Annotated in this window: 16 protein-coding genes; 7 read left to right on the forward strand and 9 right to left on the reverse strand. The window is 57.0% G+C overall.

Annotated features, from left to right (window positions below; all coding sequences use genetic code 11):
* Both ACXADZ_RS11815 and ACXADZ_RS11820 read left to right on the forward strand, forming a co-directional pair.
* A complete protein-coding gene (locus ACXADZ_RS11815; protein WP_475196543.1) occupies positions 1-543 on the forward strand; it encodes a pyridoxamine 5'-phosphate oxidase family protein in 543 nt (180 codons plus the stop codon).
* A 4-nt stretch (positions 544-547) separates the two neighbouring features.
* Positions 548-1,234 (forward strand): DNA alkylation repair protein, encoded by a 687-nt coding sequence (locus tag ACXADZ_RS11820; RefSeq protein WP_475196545.1) that lies wholly within the window; start codon positions 548-550, stop codon positions 1,232-1,234.
* Here the strand turns inward: ACXADZ_RS11820 and ACXADZ_RS11825 are convergent.
* Positions 1,222-1,653, reverse strand: a complete 432-nt coding sequence (locus ACXADZ_RS11825) for a hypothetical protein (RefSeq protein WP_475196548.1) — start codon at positions 1,651-1,653, stop codon at positions 1,222-1,224. The genes ACXADZ_RS11820 and ACXADZ_RS11825 overlap by 13 nt on opposite strands.
* Before the next feature lie 91 nt (positions 1,654-1,744).
* Between ACXADZ_RS11825 and moaA the strand changes: the two genes are divergently transcribed.
* Positions 1,745-2,752, forward strand: coding sequence for a GTP 3',8-cyclase MoaA (gene moaA / locus ACXADZ_RS11830; protein WP_171092643.1), 1,008 nt, complete (start codon positions 1,745-1,747; stop codon positions 2,750-2,752).
* Between the two features lies 1 nt (position 2,753).
* A complete protein-coding gene (locus ACXADZ_RS11835; RefSeq protein WP_475196550.1) occupies positions 2,754-4,052 on the forward strand; it encodes a 3-deoxy-D-manno-octulosonic acid transferase in 1,299 nt (432 codons plus the stop codon).
* Positions 4,053-4,118: 66 nt separating this feature from the next.
* Here the strand turns inward: ACXADZ_RS11835 and ACXADZ_RS11840 are convergent, their stop codons facing one another.
* From ACXADZ_RS11840 to ACXADZ_RS11860, 5 genes are read right to left on the reverse strand one after another with little or no spacing between them, the layout of a single operon-like run.
* Positions 4,119-5,282 carry a M20 aminoacylase family protein gene (locus ACXADZ_RS11840; protein WP_171184902.1) on the reverse strand — a complete coding sequence of 388 codons (1,164 nt, stop codon included), beginning with the start codon at positions 5,280-5,282 and terminating at the stop codon, positions 4,119-4,121.
* Positions 5,283-5,299: 17 nt separating this feature from the next.
* Entirely contained in the window at positions 5,300-6,463 is a 1,164-nt protein-coding gene (locus ACXADZ_RS11845) for a M20 aminoacylase family protein (protein ID WP_475196552.1), read from the reverse strand.
* Positions 6,464-6,478: 15 nt separating this feature from the next.
* Positions 6,479-7,645, reverse strand: a complete 1,167-nt coding sequence (locus ACXADZ_RS11850) for a M20 aminoacylase family protein (RefSeq protein WP_475196554.1) — start codon at positions 7,643-7,645, stop codon at positions 6,479-6,481.
* A gap of 43 nt (positions 7,646-7,688) precedes the next feature.
* Positions 7,689-8,855, reverse strand: a complete 1,167-nt coding sequence (argE, locus tag ACXADZ_RS11855; protein ID WP_475196557.1) for an acetylornithine deacetylase — start codon at positions 8,853-8,855, stop codon at positions 7,689-7,691.
* A gap of 5 nt (positions 8,856-8,860) precedes the next feature.
* A complete protein-coding gene (locus ACXADZ_RS11860) occupies positions 8,861-10,681 on the reverse strand; it encodes an ABC transporter ATP-binding protein (protein WP_171668704.1) in 1,821 nt (606 codons plus the stop codon).
* 284 nt (positions 10,682-10,965) lie between these two features.
* On the opposite strand from ACXADZ_RS11860, the gene ACXADZ_RS11865 reads away from it, so the two are divergent.
* From ACXADZ_RS11865 to ACXADZ_RS11875, 3 genes are all read left to right on the forward strand, one after another.
* Complete coding sequence (locus ACXADZ_RS11865) at positions 10,966-12,672, forward strand: peptide ABC transporter substrate-binding protein (RefSeq protein WP_171092219.1); 1,707 nt, start codon at positions 10,966-10,968, stop codon at positions 12,670-12,672.
* A gap of 94 nt (positions 12,673-12,766) precedes the next feature.
* Complete coding sequence (locus ACXADZ_RS11870) at positions 12,767-13,774, forward strand: ABC transporter permease (RefSeq protein ID WP_170375080.1); 1,008 nt, start codon at positions 12,767-12,769, stop codon at positions 13,772-13,774.
* Positions 13,767-14,747: an ABC transporter permease gene (locus ACXADZ_RS11875; RefSeq protein ID WP_475196562.1), complete on the forward strand. Its 981-nt coding sequence runs from the start codon at positions 13,767-13,769 to the stop codon at positions 14,745-14,747. The genes ACXADZ_RS11870 and ACXADZ_RS11875 overlap by 8 nt, the downstream gene beginning before the upstream one ends.
* Positions 14,748-14,754: 7 nt before the next feature.
* On the opposite strand, the gene ACXADZ_RS11880 is transcribed toward ACXADZ_RS11875, so the two are convergent.
* The 3 genes from ACXADZ_RS11880 to ACXADZ_RS11890 all read right to left on the reverse strand — a co-directional run bounded on the left by ACXADZ_RS11880 (position 14,755) and on the right by ACXADZ_RS11890 (position 17,702).
* Positions 14,755-15,852 carry an MFS transporter gene (locus ACXADZ_RS11880; RefSeq protein WP_475196564.1) on the reverse strand — a complete coding sequence of 366 codons (1,098 nt, stop codon included), beginning with the start codon at positions 15,850-15,852 and terminating at the stop codon, positions 14,755-14,757.
* Between the two features lie 108 nt (positions 15,853-15,960).
* Positions 15,961-17,238, reverse strand: a complete 1,278-nt coding sequence (locus tag ACXADZ_RS11885) for a DUF3422 family protein (protein WP_475196568.1) — start codon at positions 17,236-17,238, stop codon at positions 15,961-15,963.
* Between the two features lie 107 nt (positions 17,239-17,345).
* Complete coding sequence (locus tag ACXADZ_RS11890; RefSeq protein ID WP_475196569.1) at positions 17,346-17,702, reverse strand: VOC family protein; 357 nt, start codon at positions 17,700-17,702, stop codon at positions 17,346-17,348.
* Between the last annotated feature and the right edge of the window lie 139 nt (positions 17,703-17,841).

Below are 17,841 nucleotides of genomic sequence, written 5' to 3' on the forward strand. Positions count from 1 at the left end.
ATGGCCAAACAATTCCCTCAGCTCGAAGATGCGCACCGGAAATTCATCGAAGATCAGCATATGTTCTTCGTCGGCACCGCCGGAGCTGAGGGACAGGTCAATATTTCCCCGAAAGGGATGGACTCGCTGCGGGTATTGGGGCCCAACCGCATCGTCTGGATGAACCTTACCGGCAGTGGCAACGAAACAGCAGGCCACCTGATGCAGGTTAACCGTATGACGCTGATGTGGTGTTCGTTCAGCACCCGGCCCCTGATCCTGCGCACCTATGGAACGGCGCGTACCCTGCATGTCGGGGATGAAGGTTGGGACGAACTGGCTGACCTTTTCCCACATCATCGCAGCTCGCGGCAAATCTATGACCAGTCCATAGAAATAGTTCAGACTTCGTGTGGCTATGCCGTTCCATTCATGGAGTTCCAGTCCGACCGCGATACACTGCAGAAATGGGTCGACGGAAAATCCGACAACGATATCCGCGCCTACTGGGCAGAGAAAAACGGGCAGACAATTGACGGCAAGCCTACCGGCGTTCCGGTCTGATCTGATGTCCACCGAATTCCTGGATCAAATCAAAGCCCATGCCGACGCTGAGCGTGCGGATCAAATGGCCAGCTACCACAAGGTGGATCGCGTCTATCTTGGTGTCGCGAACCCCGTTTTGAACGACCTGAGCAAAGCATGGCGAAAAGAACTGGACGTCGCCGCGCGTGTCGAAGTGGCAAACGGACTGTGGCAGACCAACATTCACGAAGCCCGCGTTTTAGCGGCCAAGTTGCTGACTCAGGCGCGCATCCGCCCAGATGACGCGGTTTGGGACCTTTTGCAAAGCTGGCTGCCTGATTTCGATGCCTGGGCTATCGCCGACCACGCCAGCACAGCAATGCAAAAGCGGCTTTCAGCTAACCCTGATCGACTGGACGAAGTTGAACAGTGGACCCGATCCGATCATATGTGGACCCGCCGCGCCGCGCTGGTTGCAACTCTGCCCTGGACAAAACAGAACCACCCCAAGCCGGAAGACCTGCAGCGCCGCGACCGTATCCTCAGCTGGGCCGCCGGATATGTCCCGGATCGCGACTGGTTTATTCAAAAGTCCATAGCTTGGTGGCTGCGTGAGCTGTCCAAACACGACCCAGATCGCGTGATTGCATTTCTGGAAGAACACGGCAACGCGATGAAGCCATTTGCCCGCCGTGAAGCCGGCAAGTATCTGAAGGATCAGTTGGCGTAGACCTCGACCTCGACCAGTTCATCCAGCGGCACCAACAAAGCCCGCATGGCGTCCAGCGACAACCGGCTGCCACCGCTGGCAGGGCCAGGGATCGGAACCAGAGTGATATAGGCTTGTGCCCCGGTTCTTGGCACCACAACGCGCGCTGTTACCTCGCTTTCGACCAAGGGTGTCTGCATCCAACGTCCCGGCGTGGTCGGGTCTCCCAACCCGGCAATAGTGGTTCTGGCCCCAGCCCAACTGGGGCGCGCTGAAACTGGTTCCGGCTCCAGAATCTCTTCGGAAACAGCGGTCGCGGTCTCCACGTCCGCAACGGTTTGCGCAGGTGCGTCGCTTCGCCCAAATACGCGGTCGGTCGTGGACCGGACTGTATCGCAACCGGCGGCCAACACACACAGAATTAAAAGTGCTTTCTTCATGCCCAAATCCTACAGCCCTGCGCGCATCTGTACCAGCGCAAAGCACAGTTCACCCTTGTCGAGACCCGGTTCCGGCTTTACCTATTACGCCATGACAGCTCCGCTTATCGACCCGTTTGCCCGCGCCATCACATATCTCCGCGTTTCAGTCACGGACCGCTGCGATTTCCGCTGTGTGTATTGCATGTCCGAGAACATGACCTTTCTGCCCAAGAAAGACCTGCTAACGCTGGAAGAGCTGGATCGGATGTGCTCGACCTTTGTGAAGATGGGTGTGGAGAAGTTGCGCATCACGGGCGGAGAGCCTTTGGTCCGCCGCAATATCATGACTTTCTTCAACGCCATGACCCGTCACCTGGACAGCGGCGCGCTGAAAGAACTCACGCTGACCACAAACGGTTCGCAATTGCATCGCTTCTCAGAGGACCTCTATGCCGCCGGTGTGCGGCGTGTGAATGTCTCTCTGGATACGTTGGACGATGACAAATTCGCCAAAGTCACGCGCTGGGGGCGCTTGAAACAAGTCCTGAACGGCATCGATGCCGCGCAAAAAGCAGGCTTGCGGATCAAAATCAACGCGGTCGCATTGAAAGGGTTCAACGAACCCGAGCTGCCAAAGATTACCGAGTGGTGTGCCGAACGCGACATGGACCTGACCTGGATCGAGGTCATGCCCATGGGTGACATCGGCAACGAAGATCGTCTGGATCAATACTGGTCGCTTAAGGACGTGCGCAAAGAATACGAAAACCACTATTCCGTTACCGACTTGGCCGAACGCACCGGTGGCCCGGCCCGCTATGTTCGCCTAGAGGAAACAGGCCAAAAGATCGGGTTCATCACACCGCTGTCTCATAACTTTTGCGAAAGCTGCAACCGCGTGCGCCTGACCTGTACCGGCGAGCTGTATATGTGTTTGGGCCAGGAAGACATGGCTGATCTGCGCGCACCACTACGCGATCACCCCGAAAGCGAAGCGCCACTAGAGGACGCAATCCGGGCCGCGATTAACCTCAAGCCCAAGGGCCACGACTTCGACTATTCCCGTCAGGCCGTCGATGGCCAGATGAGCCGTCACATGAGCCATACAGGCGGCTGACATGCCCGGCACAGACGACCGCCCGACGCTGCTGTACAGACTGTACTGCGGCTTTACTGCTCTTGTGCAACCCCTGGCATGGCGAACCGTGCGCAACAAGCTGCGCGCAGCCGATGTACCTGAAGACCGAGAAAGAGAGCGTCTTGGCCACGCCAGCCTGCCCCGTCCATCTGGGCGTCTGATCTGGTTTCATGCCGCCAGCGTCGGCGAAAGCCTGTCGGTCCTCAGCCTGATCAAACGGTTGGCTGACCGTCTGCCAGATGCCGAGTTCCTGATCACCTCAGGTACGCCCACTTCTGCCGCATTGATCGCCAAACGCATGCCGCCCCGAACACGGCATCAATACCCACCGCTGGATACCGCGGGCCCTGTAACTCGCTTTCTCTCTCATTGGCGGCCCGATGCGGGAATCTTCGTCGAAAGCGAAATATGGCCCCGCCTGATCGTGGAAAGCCATCGGCAGAACATCCCGCTGGCACTTCTAAACGCCCGCCTGTCTGAAAAATCTGTCAGAGGCTGGAAGAAACGCCCTAACACCGCGCGTTTCATTTTATCCAAATTCCGCCTGTTTCTGACCCAGAATGACAAAACCGCAGCCAACCTGATCGACATCGGTGCAACACCAAGCCGCGTGCATCCGGGTACCAATCTAAAGGCAATGTCCGATCCCCTGCCGGTGGATCAAGCGACATTGCAGGACATCCAAACGCAGATCGCAGACCGCCCCGTCTGGATTGCAAGCTCAACCCACGCGGGCGAGGAAGAAACCGTTCTGACCGCGCACAAGACACTGCTTGAACGCTGGCCGAACTTGCTCTTGCTGTTGATCCCACGCCACCCAGAGCGTCGGGAGGACATTGCAACGCTGATCAAAGATGCTGATATGCCTGCATCTTTCCGATCCAGGGGCGAACTGATCAGAGAAAACACCCAGATTTACGTCGCTGATACACTAGGAGAAACCGGAACCTGGTACGCCTTGTGCCCGATTGTATTCCTCGGCGGCTCACTGAAAGAAATCGGGGGCCACAATCCTTTTGAGCCTGCTCAAGCCGGGGCTGCGGTGATCACGGGTCCGGGTTACTTTAACTTTGCCGAGACCTTTGCCCCGCTGATTAAATCCGGTGGCGCAATCGAGGTTCAAACCGCGGCTGAACTCTCCCAAGTCGTGGCGCATTGGTTGTCAGACCAGAACGCCCTGCAATCCGCACAAAAAGCCGCGCAATCTTGCGTAAACACGCAGTCAGATGCCCTTGAATCCGTCATCGACACCCTCTGTGCAGAGCTTGATCTGCACTAACAGGGTCCTTCTTCATCTGGCTGAAAATACCTCGGGGGTGTGGGGGCAGAGCCCCCACCTAGTGCCTCAGGCTGCTGGCATCCGTTGTTCGACAATCTCTGCCCACCAGCTACAACCGGCCGGGATGGCCTCGTCGTTGAAATTGTATTCCGGGTGATGAACCATGGCTGTGTCGCCGTTGCCCACAAGGATATAAGCACCTGGACGCTCTTCCAGCATGAACGCGAAATCCTCGCCGCCCATCACCAACGGGGCCTCTTCACAATCGCCAGACACTGACTTTGCCACATCCGCTGCAAACGCGGTCTGCTCGTCGCTGTTCACCATTACCGGATAGCCACGGATATAGGTCACGTCCGCGGTGCCCCCGAACGTTGTTGCCACGCCTGCACAAATCTCATTGATCCGCTTTTCAGCCAAATCGCGCATATCCTTGCTCATGGTACGCACGGTCCCTTTGATCTGCACAGTTTGCGGGATCACGTTGAAAGCCTTTGATGAGGTTTCAAAAGACGTCACCGACACAACGACCTGATCAATCGGATCCGCATTTCGGGACGCAATGGTTTGCAAAGCCAAAACCGCCTGCGCCGTCATCACGGTCGTGTCCACCGTCTCTTGCGGTTTGGCTGCGTGCCCGCCGCGACCTTCAAAGGTGATGTCGAACTGATCAGTAGCTGCAAAGAAAGAGCCAGGACGAATGGCAAAGCTGCCAACCGGTTTACCCGGCCAGTTGTGCATTCCATAGACTTCCTGAATGTTCCAGCGGTCCATCATGCCGTCTTCACACATTTCACGGCCACCACCGCCACCTTCTTCGGCGGGTTGGAAAATCACCACCACAGTGCCGTCGAAATTGCGTGTTTCAGACAGGTACTTTGCCGCCCCCAACAGCATCGCTGTGTGACCGTCATGACCGCAGGCATGCATGGCACCCGGTGTTTTCGAGGCATAATCCAGCCCGGTCGCCTCATGAATCGGCAGCGCATCCATATCTGCGCGCAGACCAATCACCTTGCCCCTGCTGTCCGACTTGCCCTTGATCACACCCACGACACCGGTGCGTCCGATGCCGGTGACAACCTCATCGCAGCCGAACTCTTTGAGTTTCTCGGCCACAACTGCGCTTGTACGGTGGGTTTCAAACAGGATTTCGGGGTTTTCGTGCAGATCCCGTCGCCAAGCGGTGATCTCATTCTGTAATTCGGCAAATCGGTTTTTAACTGGCATTTCTTCTCTCTCCTAATTCAAGCCGCCGGCATCCGGCGCTCGACCATTTCCGCAAACCACGAGCACCCGATCGGGATGATCTCGTCGTTGAAGTTGTATTCCGGGTGGTGCAACCCGGCGCTGTCTCCGTTGCCCAGAACAATGAAGGCTCCGGGCCGTTCTTCCAGCATGAACGAGAAATCCTCGCCCCCCATCACCATCGAAGCCTCGACACAACTGCCACCAACAGAAACAGCGGCCTCTTCGGCATAACCTGTCTGTTCTTCAGCATTGATCGTCACCGGTACACCGCGCGTGTAATTGACGTTCACCGAACCACCGAACGTCGCGGCGATCCCTTCGGCGACCTCTTTGAGGCGTTTCTCAATCAAGTCGCGCATCTCGTTCGAATGCGTGCGCACCGTACCGCGTATCTGCGCCGATTGCGGAATCACGTTGAACGCTTTGGACGAGGTCTCAACCGACGTTACAGACAGGACGCCCTGCTGAATCGGGTCTGCGTTGCGTGACACAATGGTCTGCAAAGCCACGATCAATTGCGACATCATCACCGTCGTATCCACAGTCTCATGAGGTTTCGCCGCGTGACCGCCCCGCCCTTCCAGCTGAATCGAGAACTCATCCGCTGCCGCAAGCAACGGCCCCGACCGGATCGCAAATTGTCCGGTGGGCAAACCCGGAACATTATGCATGGCATAGACTTCCTGAATGCCGAACCGGTCCATCAAACCGTCTTTGCACATGGCTTCTGCGCCATTGCCGCCTTCTTCGGCGGGTTGGAAAATCACCACAGCGGCTCCGTCGAAATTGCGGGTTTCAGACAGGTATTTCGCTGCGCCCAAAACCATGGCCGTATGCCCGTCATGACCGCAGGCATGCATCGCGTTTTCTGTTTTCGAGGCATAGTCCAACCCGGTTTGTTCCTGCATCGGCAGCGCATCCATGTCCGCGCGCAGCCCGATCACGCGGCCCTGCGTGTCGCTTTTGCCGCGAATGACCCCGACTACACCGGTCCGACCAATGCCAGTGACAACCTCATCACAGCCGAACTCCTTCAGCTTTTCGGCAACCAGTGCGCTGGTGCGGTGGGTGTCATACAGAATTTCCGGATGTTGGTGAATGTCACGCCGCCAACCTGTGATTTCATCGTGCATCTCTGCAAGGCGGTTTTTAATCGGCATGTCATTCTCCCTGATTTATGCGACGGGCAATCGTCGTTCCACAAGCTCGGCAAACCAACTGCAGCCGGCGGGAATGGCGTCGTCATCAAAATTATATTCGGGGTGATGGCACATGGCCGTGTCCCCGTTCCCGATAAAGATGTAGGCTCCGGGCCGTTCTTCAAGCATATAGGCAAAATCTTCGGACGGCATGATCGGGTCCGTGCTGTCGTTGACCTTACCCGAGACAGCTTGGGCTGCCTCGGCTGCGTACGTTGTTTCGGCATCCGAGTTCACGGTCACAGGGTAACCAGGCTCCCAAACTACCTCTGCCGTGGCTCCAAAGGCCGACGCCGTATCCTCGGCAATCCGGCGCACCCGCTCTTCCGCGATTGCGCGGTATTCAGGATCCAGCGTCCGAACTGTTCCCTGTAAACGCACGGTGTGCGCAATCACGTTTGACGCCACACTGTCCGTTTCGAAAGTTCCAACTGTCAAGACAACACGCTTGATCGGGTCAACCGTGCGCGACACCACGGATTGCAACGCAACAACGATATGCGAGGCAACCAGCGTCGTGTCCACCGCATCATGCGGCGCGGCGGCGTGCCCGCCCTTGCCGGTGACGGTAATTTTGAACTCATCAGATGAAGCCAACAGCGCACCCGGTCGAATGGCAAACTCACCCACGGGAAGACCGGGCATGTTGTGCATGCCATAAACTTCCTGAATGCCCCAGCGTTCCATCAACCCGTCCTGACACATGGCCAGTCCACCTGCGCCACCTTCTTCGGCTGGCTGAAAGATTAGAACCACGGTGCCGTCGAAATTGCGTGTCTCGGCCAGATATTGCGCTGCCCCCAACAGCATCGAGGTGTGACCGTCATGACCGCAGGCGTGCATCTTACCTGAAACGGTTGAGGCATAGTCCAGCCCCGTTGCCTCTTCAATCGGCAGCGCATCCATATCTGCCCGCAGGCCAATGACACGCCCCTGCGTATCCGTGCGCCCTTTGATCACTCCAACAACACCAGTTTTGCCAATCCCCGGAGTAATCTCGTCTACGCCAAATTCTTTCAGACGGTCTGCAACAAATGCTGCGGTTTCGTGAACGTCATACATAAGCTCAGGATGTGCATGTAGATAACGGCGCCACTTGGTAATCTCGCCATGCATTTCCGCAAGTCTGTTTTTTACCGGCATCTCAAAACCTCCCCTTCGGCTGCGTTTACCGCTTTACGTCGGATCAGGTGCCCAGCTTTTCAACCAAGCGCTGCATGAACTTTTGTCCAGCTTCGAACTGCGCGACCGAGATGAACTCGTTCGGCTGATGGGCCTGCGCAATATCGCCGGGGCCGCAAATCACCGCCGAATAACCAGCTTCCTGAAACTGACCTGCCTCGGTTCCATAGCTGACTACATGGCTGGCATTGTCGCCCGTCAACGCGCGCACCAGAGTTTCCGCTTCACCATCCTGTTCAGGCACGAGTCCCGGGATAGAAAAGTTTTCGGAAAGTTCGATACGGGCCTCGGGGTGCACTTGCTGCATACGGGCCTCAATCGCGCGGACCTGCTGAAAATAAGCATCCTGCCATTGCGCCTTGGATTCATCCGGCACGGTTCGGAAATCCATCATGAACTTACAGTCCTTGGCGGTGATATTGTGTGCTGTGCCACCTTCAATCATGCCAACATGGCAGGTCGTCCATGGCGGATCGAACACGGCGGCAACCGGGCTGGGGTCCGCCGCCATATTTGCTGCGTTCTGCTGGTTCGCCCAATTGATCAGAGGCGCCGCCTCCATGATCGCGTTGACGCCTGTGTGCATGATCGAGCTATGAACTTCGAATCCCGTGATGTGGGTATCAAAGCCAAAACCACCTTTGTGCCCTGTCACGGCCTGCATCATGGATGGTTCACCCACGATCACGGCGGATCCTTTGGGCAGAACTTCCTGCATCGCCTGGATCATAGGCGGCGCACCAGTGCAGCCGACCTCTTCATCAAAGCTGAGCGCAAGTTGCAATGGCCGTTTGACCCCAGCGTGATGCGCTTCGACAAGGGCCCAAATGGCCAAAGCGTCAAAGCCCTTCATGTCGCACGTGCCCCGCCCAAAATACTTGCCGTCTTTCTCGGTCACGGTGAAGGGGTCCGTATCCCACGGCTGACCATCCACCGGCACGACGTCAGTGTGACCAGACAGAACCACTGCGCCTTCTTCGATTGGACCAACATGCGCAAAGATCGCAGCCTTGTGCGGTTGATCCGGGTCGGGCCAGCGATGCGGTTTAATCCCGTGACCTAGCAAGTATTCCTCAACCCAATCCACCAGTGGCAGATTGGTTTCGCGGCTTACGGTTGGAAAAGAGATCAGCTTGGTCATGATCTCAAGCGGCGTCAGGCGATTTGCCATTGGTATTAGTATCCGCTGTCCGTCGTCAGGATGAAGTGACCCGGCTCCACCTCTTGATATTGCGAAGGTTTCGGCGTGTGGCCCACAGGATGAATCGGAGACGGAATCGGCTTGAAGTTCAGGTCTTTTTCGGACTTCCGCTTGTTGGGGTCCGCGATCGGAACTGCCTTCATCAGCGCCTGCGTATAGGCATGCTGGGGGTTTTCGAAGACCCGGGCGCGTGGGCCAAGCTCGACGATGCGACCCAGATACATGACCCCGACATAATGGCTGACCCGTTCAACCACGGCCATATCGTGGCTGATGAACAGATAGGACAGGCCCAGCTCGGATTGCAGTTCCATCATCAGGTTCAGCACCTGTGCCTGCACCGATACGTCGAGGGCCGAAACGGCTTCATCCGCGATGATCAGCTTTGGGTTAAGGGCCAAGGCCCGGGCAATGGCGATCCGTTGACGCTGACCACCTGACATTTCATGCGGGAAACGGCGCATGAAACTGCGGGGCAGCTGCACCTTGTCGAACAGCTGTGCGACGCGGTCTTGCAGCTCTGATCCAGACGCAACCCCATAGTTGCGCATCGGTTCAGCCACCTGATCCACCAACTGCATTTGCGGGTTCAGCGACGCGAAGGGATCCTGAAAGATCATCTGCATGTCCAGCCGCGCCTTGCGCAGGCCGGACGGATCCAGCTTCATGACGTCGACGCCGTCCAGATTGACCTCACCCGCCATGGGCTCGACCAGCCGCAGGATCGAGCGTCCGGCCGAGGATTTGCCGCACCCGGATTCACCCACAAGGCTGAGGGTCTGGCCCTTGTTCAGCGTGAATGAGACGTCTTCAACTGCATGGACGTTCGAAATCGTGCGCCGCAACAGCCCGCCTTTGACCGGAAAACGCGTCGTCAGATTCTTGACGGTCAGCAGAACCTCTTCGGTGCCGGGGATGGGGGCAATATTCTGCCCCTCCACCCCCAATAGCTTCATGGGCTCGGGTGCGGATTTACCCCGCATCTCACCCAGCTTTGGCACCGCGGCCAGAAGGGCCTTGGTATAGTCGTGCTGCGGGTTCTCGAAGATTTCCTTGACGGTACCCTCTTCGACCTTGTTGCCGCGGAACATAACCACCACGCGGTCAGCCATCTGGGCAACCACCGCCATATCGTGGGTGATGAACATCACTGCTGTGCCGGTTTCCCGCTTGAGACGGTCCATCAGAGCCAGAATCTCGGCCTGAATGGTCACATCCAAAGCCGTGGTGGGTTCATCCGCGATCAACAGGCGCGGTTCGCACGCCATGGCCATCGCGATGACCACACGCTGGCGCATCCCACCGGACAGCTCGTGCGGGTATTGCTTAAGGCGGCGTTCGGGTTCCGGAATGCGAACCTGACGCAGCAGTTCCAATGCCCTTTCTTCAGCCTGCGCTTTCGACATCTCCTTGTGGATGCGCAGCCCTTCGGTCAACTGGCGGCCGACAGTAAACACCGGGTTCAGGGCGGTCATCGGCTCCTGAAAGATCATCCCGATCTCGTTTCCGCGAATCTGTTTCATCAGATCCTGGTCGGCATTGGAAAGGTCCATCTCTTCGCCATCGCGGCGATCAAACAGCAGTTCGCCACCCGCAATCTCGCCCCCGCCGAACTCGACCAACCGCATCAGAGACAGCGATGACACCGACTTTCCAGAGCCCGATTCACCAACGATACAAACGGTTTCGCCCGGATTGACCTCGAACGAGACGTCTTCGACGCCAACGACAGGGCCGTCCTTGGTCTGAAATTCCACCCGCAGTTTTTTGATTTGTGCAATAGGCTGATCCAGCACGCGCACGCTCCCCTGACGTTGTCATTTTTGTTCTGAGTGCCGAACGCTACGGCGGGCTACCGGGAAAAGTCAAACGCATTACACATTTTCGCGACGGCACCACTTGCATTTTTTGCAAGTTCTGTTTCGATACCCCTCGTAACTGCTTTGGGGAGAGCGCGCGCTGAAAAACGTTAGCGCTATTATCTTTATCGATCAAAACCTTGCCCCAAAGCGGCAACGCCAAGTCCGCAGGCCATGCGGAAATAATCGAGACACAAACGTGTCCAATTCGGGAGTAAATTATGAAAATTAAAACCCTTTTGCTTGGTGCGATTGCAAGCACGGCAATGGCTCCGATGGCCTTTGCCGAGCGGGGATCGGACGGCAACGTCAGCATCATTTATTGGCAAGCTCCGTCGATCCTGAACCCGTTCCTGTCGGGTGGTACGAAAGATGTGGAATCAGCCTCTTTGGTGATCGAACCGCTGGCGCGCTATGACCAAGACGGCAACATGGTTCCTTTCCTGGCCTCTGAAATCCCGACTGTTGAAAACGGTGGTGTCAGCGAAGACCTGACCTCGATCACGTGGAAAATCGCACCTGGAATCACCTGGTCGGATGGCACGCCATTTACTTCGGCAGACGTGAAATTCACTGCTGACTACTGCATGCACCCCGAAGGCGGCTGCGCACAGGTTACAAAATTCGAAGGTGTAACTTCGGTTGAGGCGGTGGACGACCTGACCGTTAAGGTCACTTTCGATGCGCCCACCCCGTTCCCGTACGGACCCTTTGTTGGTGGCGAGAGCCCGATTATTCAAGCGGCTCAGTTCGCAGATTGTGTGGGTGCAAAAGCGCCTGAGTGTACCGATCAGAACTTCAACCCGATCGGAACCGGCCCGTTTGTCGTCACCGAGTTCAAACCGAACGACGTGATCACCTTCAAAGCCAATGACAACTATCGTGATCCGGCCAAACCGGCCTTTGCGACCGTAACCTTCAAAGGTGGCGGCGACGCAACTGCGGCGGGTCGTGCCGTAATGGAGACAGGCGAGTTTGACTATGCCTGGAACCTACAGCTGGCGCCTGAAGTGATTGCTCAGATGCAGGAAGGCGGCAAAGGTACTCCGGTTGCAGGCTTTGGTCCGCTGGTCGAGCGCATCATGCTGAACCAGACCAACCCGTCACCGGACCTGCCGGAAGGCGAGCGTTCGACGGCCAAACATCCGCACCCGTTCCTGCAAGACCCTGCGGTCTACAAGGCCCTGTCCATGGCAATCGACCGCCCGCTGCTGGTTGAGATCGGCTATGGCCAGGCGGGTAAAGTGACCTGTAACTGGGTTCCGGCTCCTGCTGCGTTCAACTCGACTTCAATGACTTGCGACACGCAGGATATCGAAGGCGCGAAGAAACTGCTGGATGACGCTGGCATCGTTGACTCCGATGGTGACGGCGTTCGCGAAAAAGACGGCGTTCCGCTGAAAATTGTCTATCAGACATCGACCAACGCCGTTCGTCAGGACTTCCAGGCGCTGATCAAGGAATGGTGGAGCCAGATCGGTGTTGAAACCGAACTGCGCAACATCAACGCGTCGGTCTTCTTTGGTGGTGACCCGGGTTCGCCTGACACCTTCCAGAAGTTCTATGCTGACGTTGAAATGTACGCCAACACCTTCAACGGCACTGACCCGCAGTCTTACCTGGGCAACGGCCTGTGCGACAAAGCACCGAAGCCGGAAAGCCAGTGGCAGGGTGAAAACATCAGCCGCTTCTGCAACGAAGAGTTCGACAAGCTGCATGGTCAGCTGGCCGAAACCGCTGGTCTGGAAGCCCGCGCTGAGATTGCGAAGCAACTGAACGACATCATGGTTCAGAACGGCGGCATGATCCCGCTGGTCCACCGTGGTCGTCTGTCGGCGCACGCAAACACGCTGGGTGGCGTTGTCCTGAACGTTTGGGACAGCGAGCTGTGGAACATTGCGGACTGGTACCGCAAGACCGGTTCCTAAGCATTAGTCTTGCAAAGCCGCGCCCCGACGTATCGGGGCGCGGTCATTTGCAGACCACTCCAACAAAAAGACGCATCAACAAAGGCGCCTTTGAATGCTCAACTTTACAATCAGACGACTGGTGCTGGCCGTACCCACGCTGCTGTTCATCAGCCTCGTCATTTTCCTGCTACTCGAGCTTGCCCCCGGCGACCCGATGGCGCAGGTCCCGCTTACCGTCCCGCCCGAAGTCAAAGAGAAGATGCGCGAAGCGCTTGGCCTTGGCCAACCCATGCATATCCGGTTCTGGAAATGGATCGTGCAATTCTTCTGGATCGAACCGCAGGTTCTGATCGACCACATGTTTGGCACCACCTTTTCCGAAGGTGACCTGCGTGTGATTTCGTGGCAGACCCGCTCGCCCGTTATGGACATCGTCGTTCAGCGTATCCCGCAGACTCTGTGGGTTGTCGGCACCGCCTATGTGGTCGCCATCCTGATCGCCCTGCCCATCGGCATCTATTCTGCTTATCGCCAGTATTCGTGGTTCGACCAGATGGGCACCTTCGTGTCGATGGTTGGCTTTTCGGTGCCGCCCTTCTTCTCGGGCGTTCTGGTGATCGTGATCTTCTCGGTCCAGCTGGGGTGGTTCCCGTCGATCTATGACACCACCCATGTGGTCAACAGTTGGGACAGCTTTGTTGTACAGCTGAAACAGATGATCATGCCGGTCATGGTTCTGGCCTTGCAAATCACGGCACAGCTTTCACGCTTCATGCGCGCCTCGATGCTGGACAACCTCAATCAGGATTACGTCCGCACCGCCCGCGCCAAAGGGCTTAGCGAATACACCGTGGTTATGGTTCACGTCCTGCGCAACTCGATGATCCCCGTGGTCACCGTAATTGCACTGGGTATCCCGGCCATCTTCGGCGGCGCTATCATCACCGAGCAGGTGTTTAAGGTGAATGGCATCGGACAGTTGCTGATCGGCGCAATTCAGGCCAACGACCTGCCGATGGTGCAAACCCTGACCTTCATCTTTGCCGTGCTGATCGTGCTGTTCAACCTGATCGCCGATGTTCTTTACGGCATTCTGGATCCGAGGATTCGCTATGACTGATACCGACAAATCAGACACGCTGATCCCGGATGAAGGATTGGCACCTGCTTCCACCGCGCTGCCAACCGCTGACGTGATGGAGGAACTGGCCACCCCACCCCGCAGCCAATGGCGCGATGTGTGGGATCAGTTCAAAACCCACAAGGGCGCGATGATCGGTGCAATCCTGTTCATCTTCATTGTGGCTGGCGTCTACTTGGGGCCGTTCCTATGGAGCATTGATCCAACGCAGATCGACATCCGTTCGCGCAATCAGGGGCCAAGCTGGGCACATCCGTTTGGAACCGACCAGTTGGGCCGGGACATTCTGGCACGCATGATGTCGGGCGGGCAGACCTCGGTTTCGGTGGGCATCACGGCAATGCTTCTGGCGCTGTTCTTGGGGTCGTTTATCGGTGTCTTGGCCGGGTTCTTCAAACGGCTTGACGGACCGCTGATGCGCCTGACGGACCTGTTCCTGGCCCTGCCCCTGCTGCCCCTGCTGTTGGTCATGATGCTTCTGTTCCGCGAGCCTTTATCGGCTGCCTTTGGGTTGGAGCGTGGAATTTTCATCCTGATTGTCTGCGCCATCGGCATCACCTCTTGGATGCCAACCGCCCGGATCGTGCGGGGCGACGTTTTGGCCATCAAGGAACGTGAATTCGTTCTGGCGGCGCGCTCTATCGGCACCAGCAACAGTCAGATCATCACACGGCATATTCTGCCCAACGTGCTTTCGCCGATCATGGTGTCCGCGACGCTGGGGATTGCCACGGCGATCATCACCGAAAGCGCACTGTCCTTCCTTGGTCTGGGCTTCCCGCCTGATTTCCCGACCTGGGGTCGCCTGCTGTTCGACGGTGTCGACTACTTGCAGCAATACCCTGAACGCGTGTTCTGGCCCGGTCTGGCAATCTCGTTGACCGTGCTCAGCGTGAATTACCTGGGCGACGGTCTGCGCGACGCGCTGGATCCGCGCATTCGCGGGCGTTAAATCACACTCAGTCGGCGCGCCTTAGCGCGCCGGCCAATAGAATGATCAGGACCGCCAGCGGCAACAACACCGAGAATGCCAGACGCAGGCCAAACAATTCCGCTAAAAAGCCGATCAATGGCGGCCCGATCAACAGCCCCCCATATCCCAAAGTTGCAACACTGGCGATGGCCTGCCCCGGCGGCACATCCGGGTCACTTGCAGCCCGACTGAACGCCAGCGGCATAATCACGGCATAGCCCACACCCATCAGGGCAAAACCAGCCAAGGCGGGCAGAGGATCCGTCGCTGACACAACGGCAAACACGCCAAGAGCAGCGCAAAGCCCGCCACAGCGCGCTGTGGCAACCGGGCCGAAACGTTCAATGACAAAAGCACCGGCAAGGCGAAACGCTACCATTGTCACAGAAAAGACGGCATATCCCAGGGCCGCAACGCTTTCAGTTGCGTCCGTGATGTCACGCAAATAGATCGCGCTCCAATCTGCAACGGCACCTTCGCCCAATGCCCCGCACAATGCCGTAAACCCTACCAACACCAATATACCGGATGGCAATGCAAAAACGGATCCCTGCCCGCGATCCGAACGTTTTGAAGTCCAGCGCACCCAGGACAAGGCCAGCGCAAGTCCAACGACGACGCCCCCTGCCAGCAAGAAGTGCATAAGCACATTCAGCCCCATCTGAACAGCAGCGTATCCACTCAGCGCGCCAAGACCCGCACCCAGACTCCACATCGCGTGGAATGAAGACATCACAGGCTTATCATATGCCTGTTCGACCTCTGCCGCCCAGGCATTCATCGCCACGTCCATGGAGCCATGGAAAGCACCAAAGATGAACAGAAAGACCGCCAGCCCCCAAAATCCCCAGGCCATGGCCAGCAGGATTAGCGACAAGGTGTAGAGCATCGCAATGACGCGGGTGATAGCAACAGCGCCGAACCGATCCGTAAGCCGCCCGGTGATGGGAAAAGAACATACAGCACCAGCCGCCATGAACAGCAACCCGTAGCCCAATTCTTCATGAGACAGGCCCAACCGGTCGCGCACGGCAGGAATGCGCGAGGCCCATATCCCGAACAAAGCACCATTCAGAATGAACATGGCGGCAACAGCCCGCCATGCTGCACCTAAAGAAATCACAGGAAACCCTCGCGTCGCTCGCCAAACGTCCCCCGTTCTACAGGTCCAGCCGAATTTGGCAATTGCCGCTCAACCAAGCCGCTTGCGGATCCGACGGATTGCGAACCATACTCCGGCCACAACGGGAACTGTAACCGCTGCCGTCAACATACCTTTGCTAATGCCCGAAGCCGTCAGCGGATATAGAAGATAGCTCACCAATGAAACCGCGTAGTAGCTGATGGCAACAACGGACAGCCCTTCGACAGTATGCTGCAGCCGCAAGGCCAGGTCCGCCCGACGGTCCATGCTTTCCAACAACGCCTGGTTCTGCGCACTGCGTTCCACATCTACCCTGGTTCGCAGCAACTCGCCCGCGCGGATAGCCCTGTCAGACAAAGCCTGAAGACGGCGTTCAGTGGACTTAACTGTCCGGATCGCAGGGTCATAGCGCCGCATCATGAAATCGGCAAAGTTCTGACCGCCCTGGAACCGCTCTTCCCGCAACACTTCAATCCGCTGATTGACGATAGCTTCATAGGCACCCGTTGCCCCGAACCGGAACGAGCACCGGGCTGACAGAGTTTCAAGTTCAATCGACGTCGACAGCAGATCCTGCAAAAGCGAGTCGGGCTGCGCCGAGTTGTCGGTCATCTGTCCCATCAACCGGGTTAACTGCCCATCCAACTCTCCGATACGCGGCATCAACTGCTTAACGCGCGCAAAACCCAACATGGACATCGCCTTATAGGTTTCAATTTCGCACAAGCGCTGGACAATTCGCCCCGTTCGGCGGCGACCTGTTCCTTCGGCCACGAACAAAGCAAACCGCATATGGCCTGCCGGATCGATGCGAAAATCGCTGGCGCATACGGCGGCATCATCCAATACCCTGGCCACGGCCAGGCTTTCAGGCTCGAACCAGTCCAGCAATTTGGACTTAATCGCGTCGTCACTTTCGCGCTCTACGACACGAACCATCACAGATGTGACCCTTTGGCCCGGACTGGCCATCAACCAATCAAGAGGAAAAACTTCGAAATCGGCCGGGTTGAACGCACGGTCACTCACGTTCTGCGCGATTGCCGTGTAGGTGACAAACTCTGTGTGTTGCTCCCATTTTAGCCAATGCCGACCGATCTGACCGGCGTAATGCGTGGCATCAGGCTGAGGATGCTGCGCGCCATGGCGATCCAGAAGATTGATCAAATGGGCCAAATCCTGACTACGATCACGCGCAACCGCAGCCTCGGATTTCTTGATTGCTAAAAAAACCACTGTGCATGGCATAGACGCAACCGGGAATGGTCGTGCGTGCAGTTCATTGGCCAGCGCATAGCGAAGGGGGTGGTCGTCAATCGGTGTCATTCAGGGCTCCGCCTCGTCACGCGCACTATACGACACATATCAGTTACATCAATTCTCTTTTTGTTTCATATACTTACAGGGATACTAAGGTATACAAGCCGGCTATCTCATTGATTTGGCTGCCACAGCTCGATGGGATTGCCCTCAGGATCGTGGATGCGCGCGAATTTCCCAACCTCGCTGTCCCAATCCGGATGCGTTTCAACGGCGATTCCAGCCGCCTCCAGTTGCCGAGTCATGGCCGCCAGATCATCGACACGGAAGTTGATCATCCATTGCTGATCTTCCCGCCCGAAATACTCGGTGTCCTGCGCAAACGGAGCAAAGACAGTATAGCCTTCGCGTTGTTTCCAAGGCACGGGATGGTAATGATCGACGCCCAGGTGTTCCGCGTACCACGCGCTCAAAGCTTTTGGATCGCGGGCGCGAAAAAACACGCCTCCTATGCCATTCACCTTCTGCATCACAAACCTCCTGACCAATCCATTTTACCACAATCCGCTGCTTCATCTGGCTAAAAATACCTTGGAGGTTAGGAGGCAAAGCCTCCTGCAATACAAAAAAAGAAAAGGGCGCCCGAAGGCGCCCTTTGCAATTGGATTA

It is taken from the genome of Ruegeria sp. ABM4_193 (assembly GCF_056158705.1).

Excerpts from the sequence above, each read along its gene's own strand:
- ACXADZ_RS11850 (WP_475196554.1), bottom strand. The coding sequence starts at position 7,645 with ATGCCGGTAAAAAACAGACTTGCGGAAATGCATGGCGAGATTACCAAG.
- ACXADZ_RS11845 (WP_475196552.1), bottom strand. The coding sequence starts at position 6,463 with ATGCCGATTAAAAACCGCCTTGCAGAGATGCACGATGAAATCACAGGT.
- ACXADZ_RS11870 (WP_170375080.1), top strand. The coding sequence starts at position 12,767 with ATGCTCAACTTTACAATCAGACGACTGGTGCTGGCCGTACCCACGCTG.
- ACXADZ_RS11890 (WP_475196569.1), bottom strand. The coding sequence starts at position 17,702 with ATGCAGAAGGTGAATGGCATAGGAGGCGTGTTTTTTCGCGCCCGCGAT.
- ACXADZ_RS11865 (WP_171092219.1), top strand. The coding sequence starts at position 10,966 with ATGAAAATTAAAACCCTTTTGCTTGGTGCGATTGCAAGCACGGCAATG.
- ACXADZ_RS11885 (WP_475196568.1), bottom strand. The coding sequence starts at position 17,238 with ATGACACCGATTGACGACCACCCCCTTCGCTATGCGCTGGCCAATGAA.
- moaA (WP_171092643.1), top strand. The coding sequence starts at position 1,745 with ATGACAGCTCCGCTTATCGACCCGTTTGCCCGCGCCATCACATATCTC.
- ACXADZ_RS11880 (WP_475196564.1), bottom strand. The coding sequence starts at position 15,852 with ATGTTCATTCTGAATGGTGCTTTGTTCGGGATATGGGCCTCGCGCATT.
- ACXADZ_RS11820 (WP_475196545.1), top strand. The coding sequence starts at position 548 with ATGTCCACCGAATTCCTGGATCAAATCAAAGCCCATGCCGACGCTGAG.
- ACXADZ_RS11835 (WP_475196550.1), top strand. The coding sequence starts at position 2,754 with ATGCCCGGCACAGACGACCGCCCGACGCTGCTGTACAGACTGTACTGC.
- ACXADZ_RS11840 (WP_171184902.1), bottom strand. The coding sequence starts at position 5,282 with ATGCCAGTTAAAAACCGATTTGCCGAATTACAGAATGAGATCACCGCT.
- argE (WP_475196557.1), bottom strand. The coding sequence starts at position 8,855 with ATGGCAAATCGCCTGACGCCGCTTGAGATCATGACCAAGCTGATCTCT.
- ACXADZ_RS11825 (WP_475196548.1), bottom strand. The coding sequence starts at position 1,653 with ATGAAGAAAGCACTTTTAATTCTGTGTGTGTTGGCCGCCGGTTGCGAT.
- ACXADZ_RS11815 (WP_475196543.1), top strand. The coding sequence starts at position 1 with ATGGCCAAACAATTCCCTCAGCTCGAAGATGCGCACCGGAAATTCATC.
- ACXADZ_RS11875 (WP_475196562.1), top strand. The coding sequence starts at position 13,767 with ATGACTGATACCGACAAATCAGACACGCTGATCCCGGATGAAGGATTG.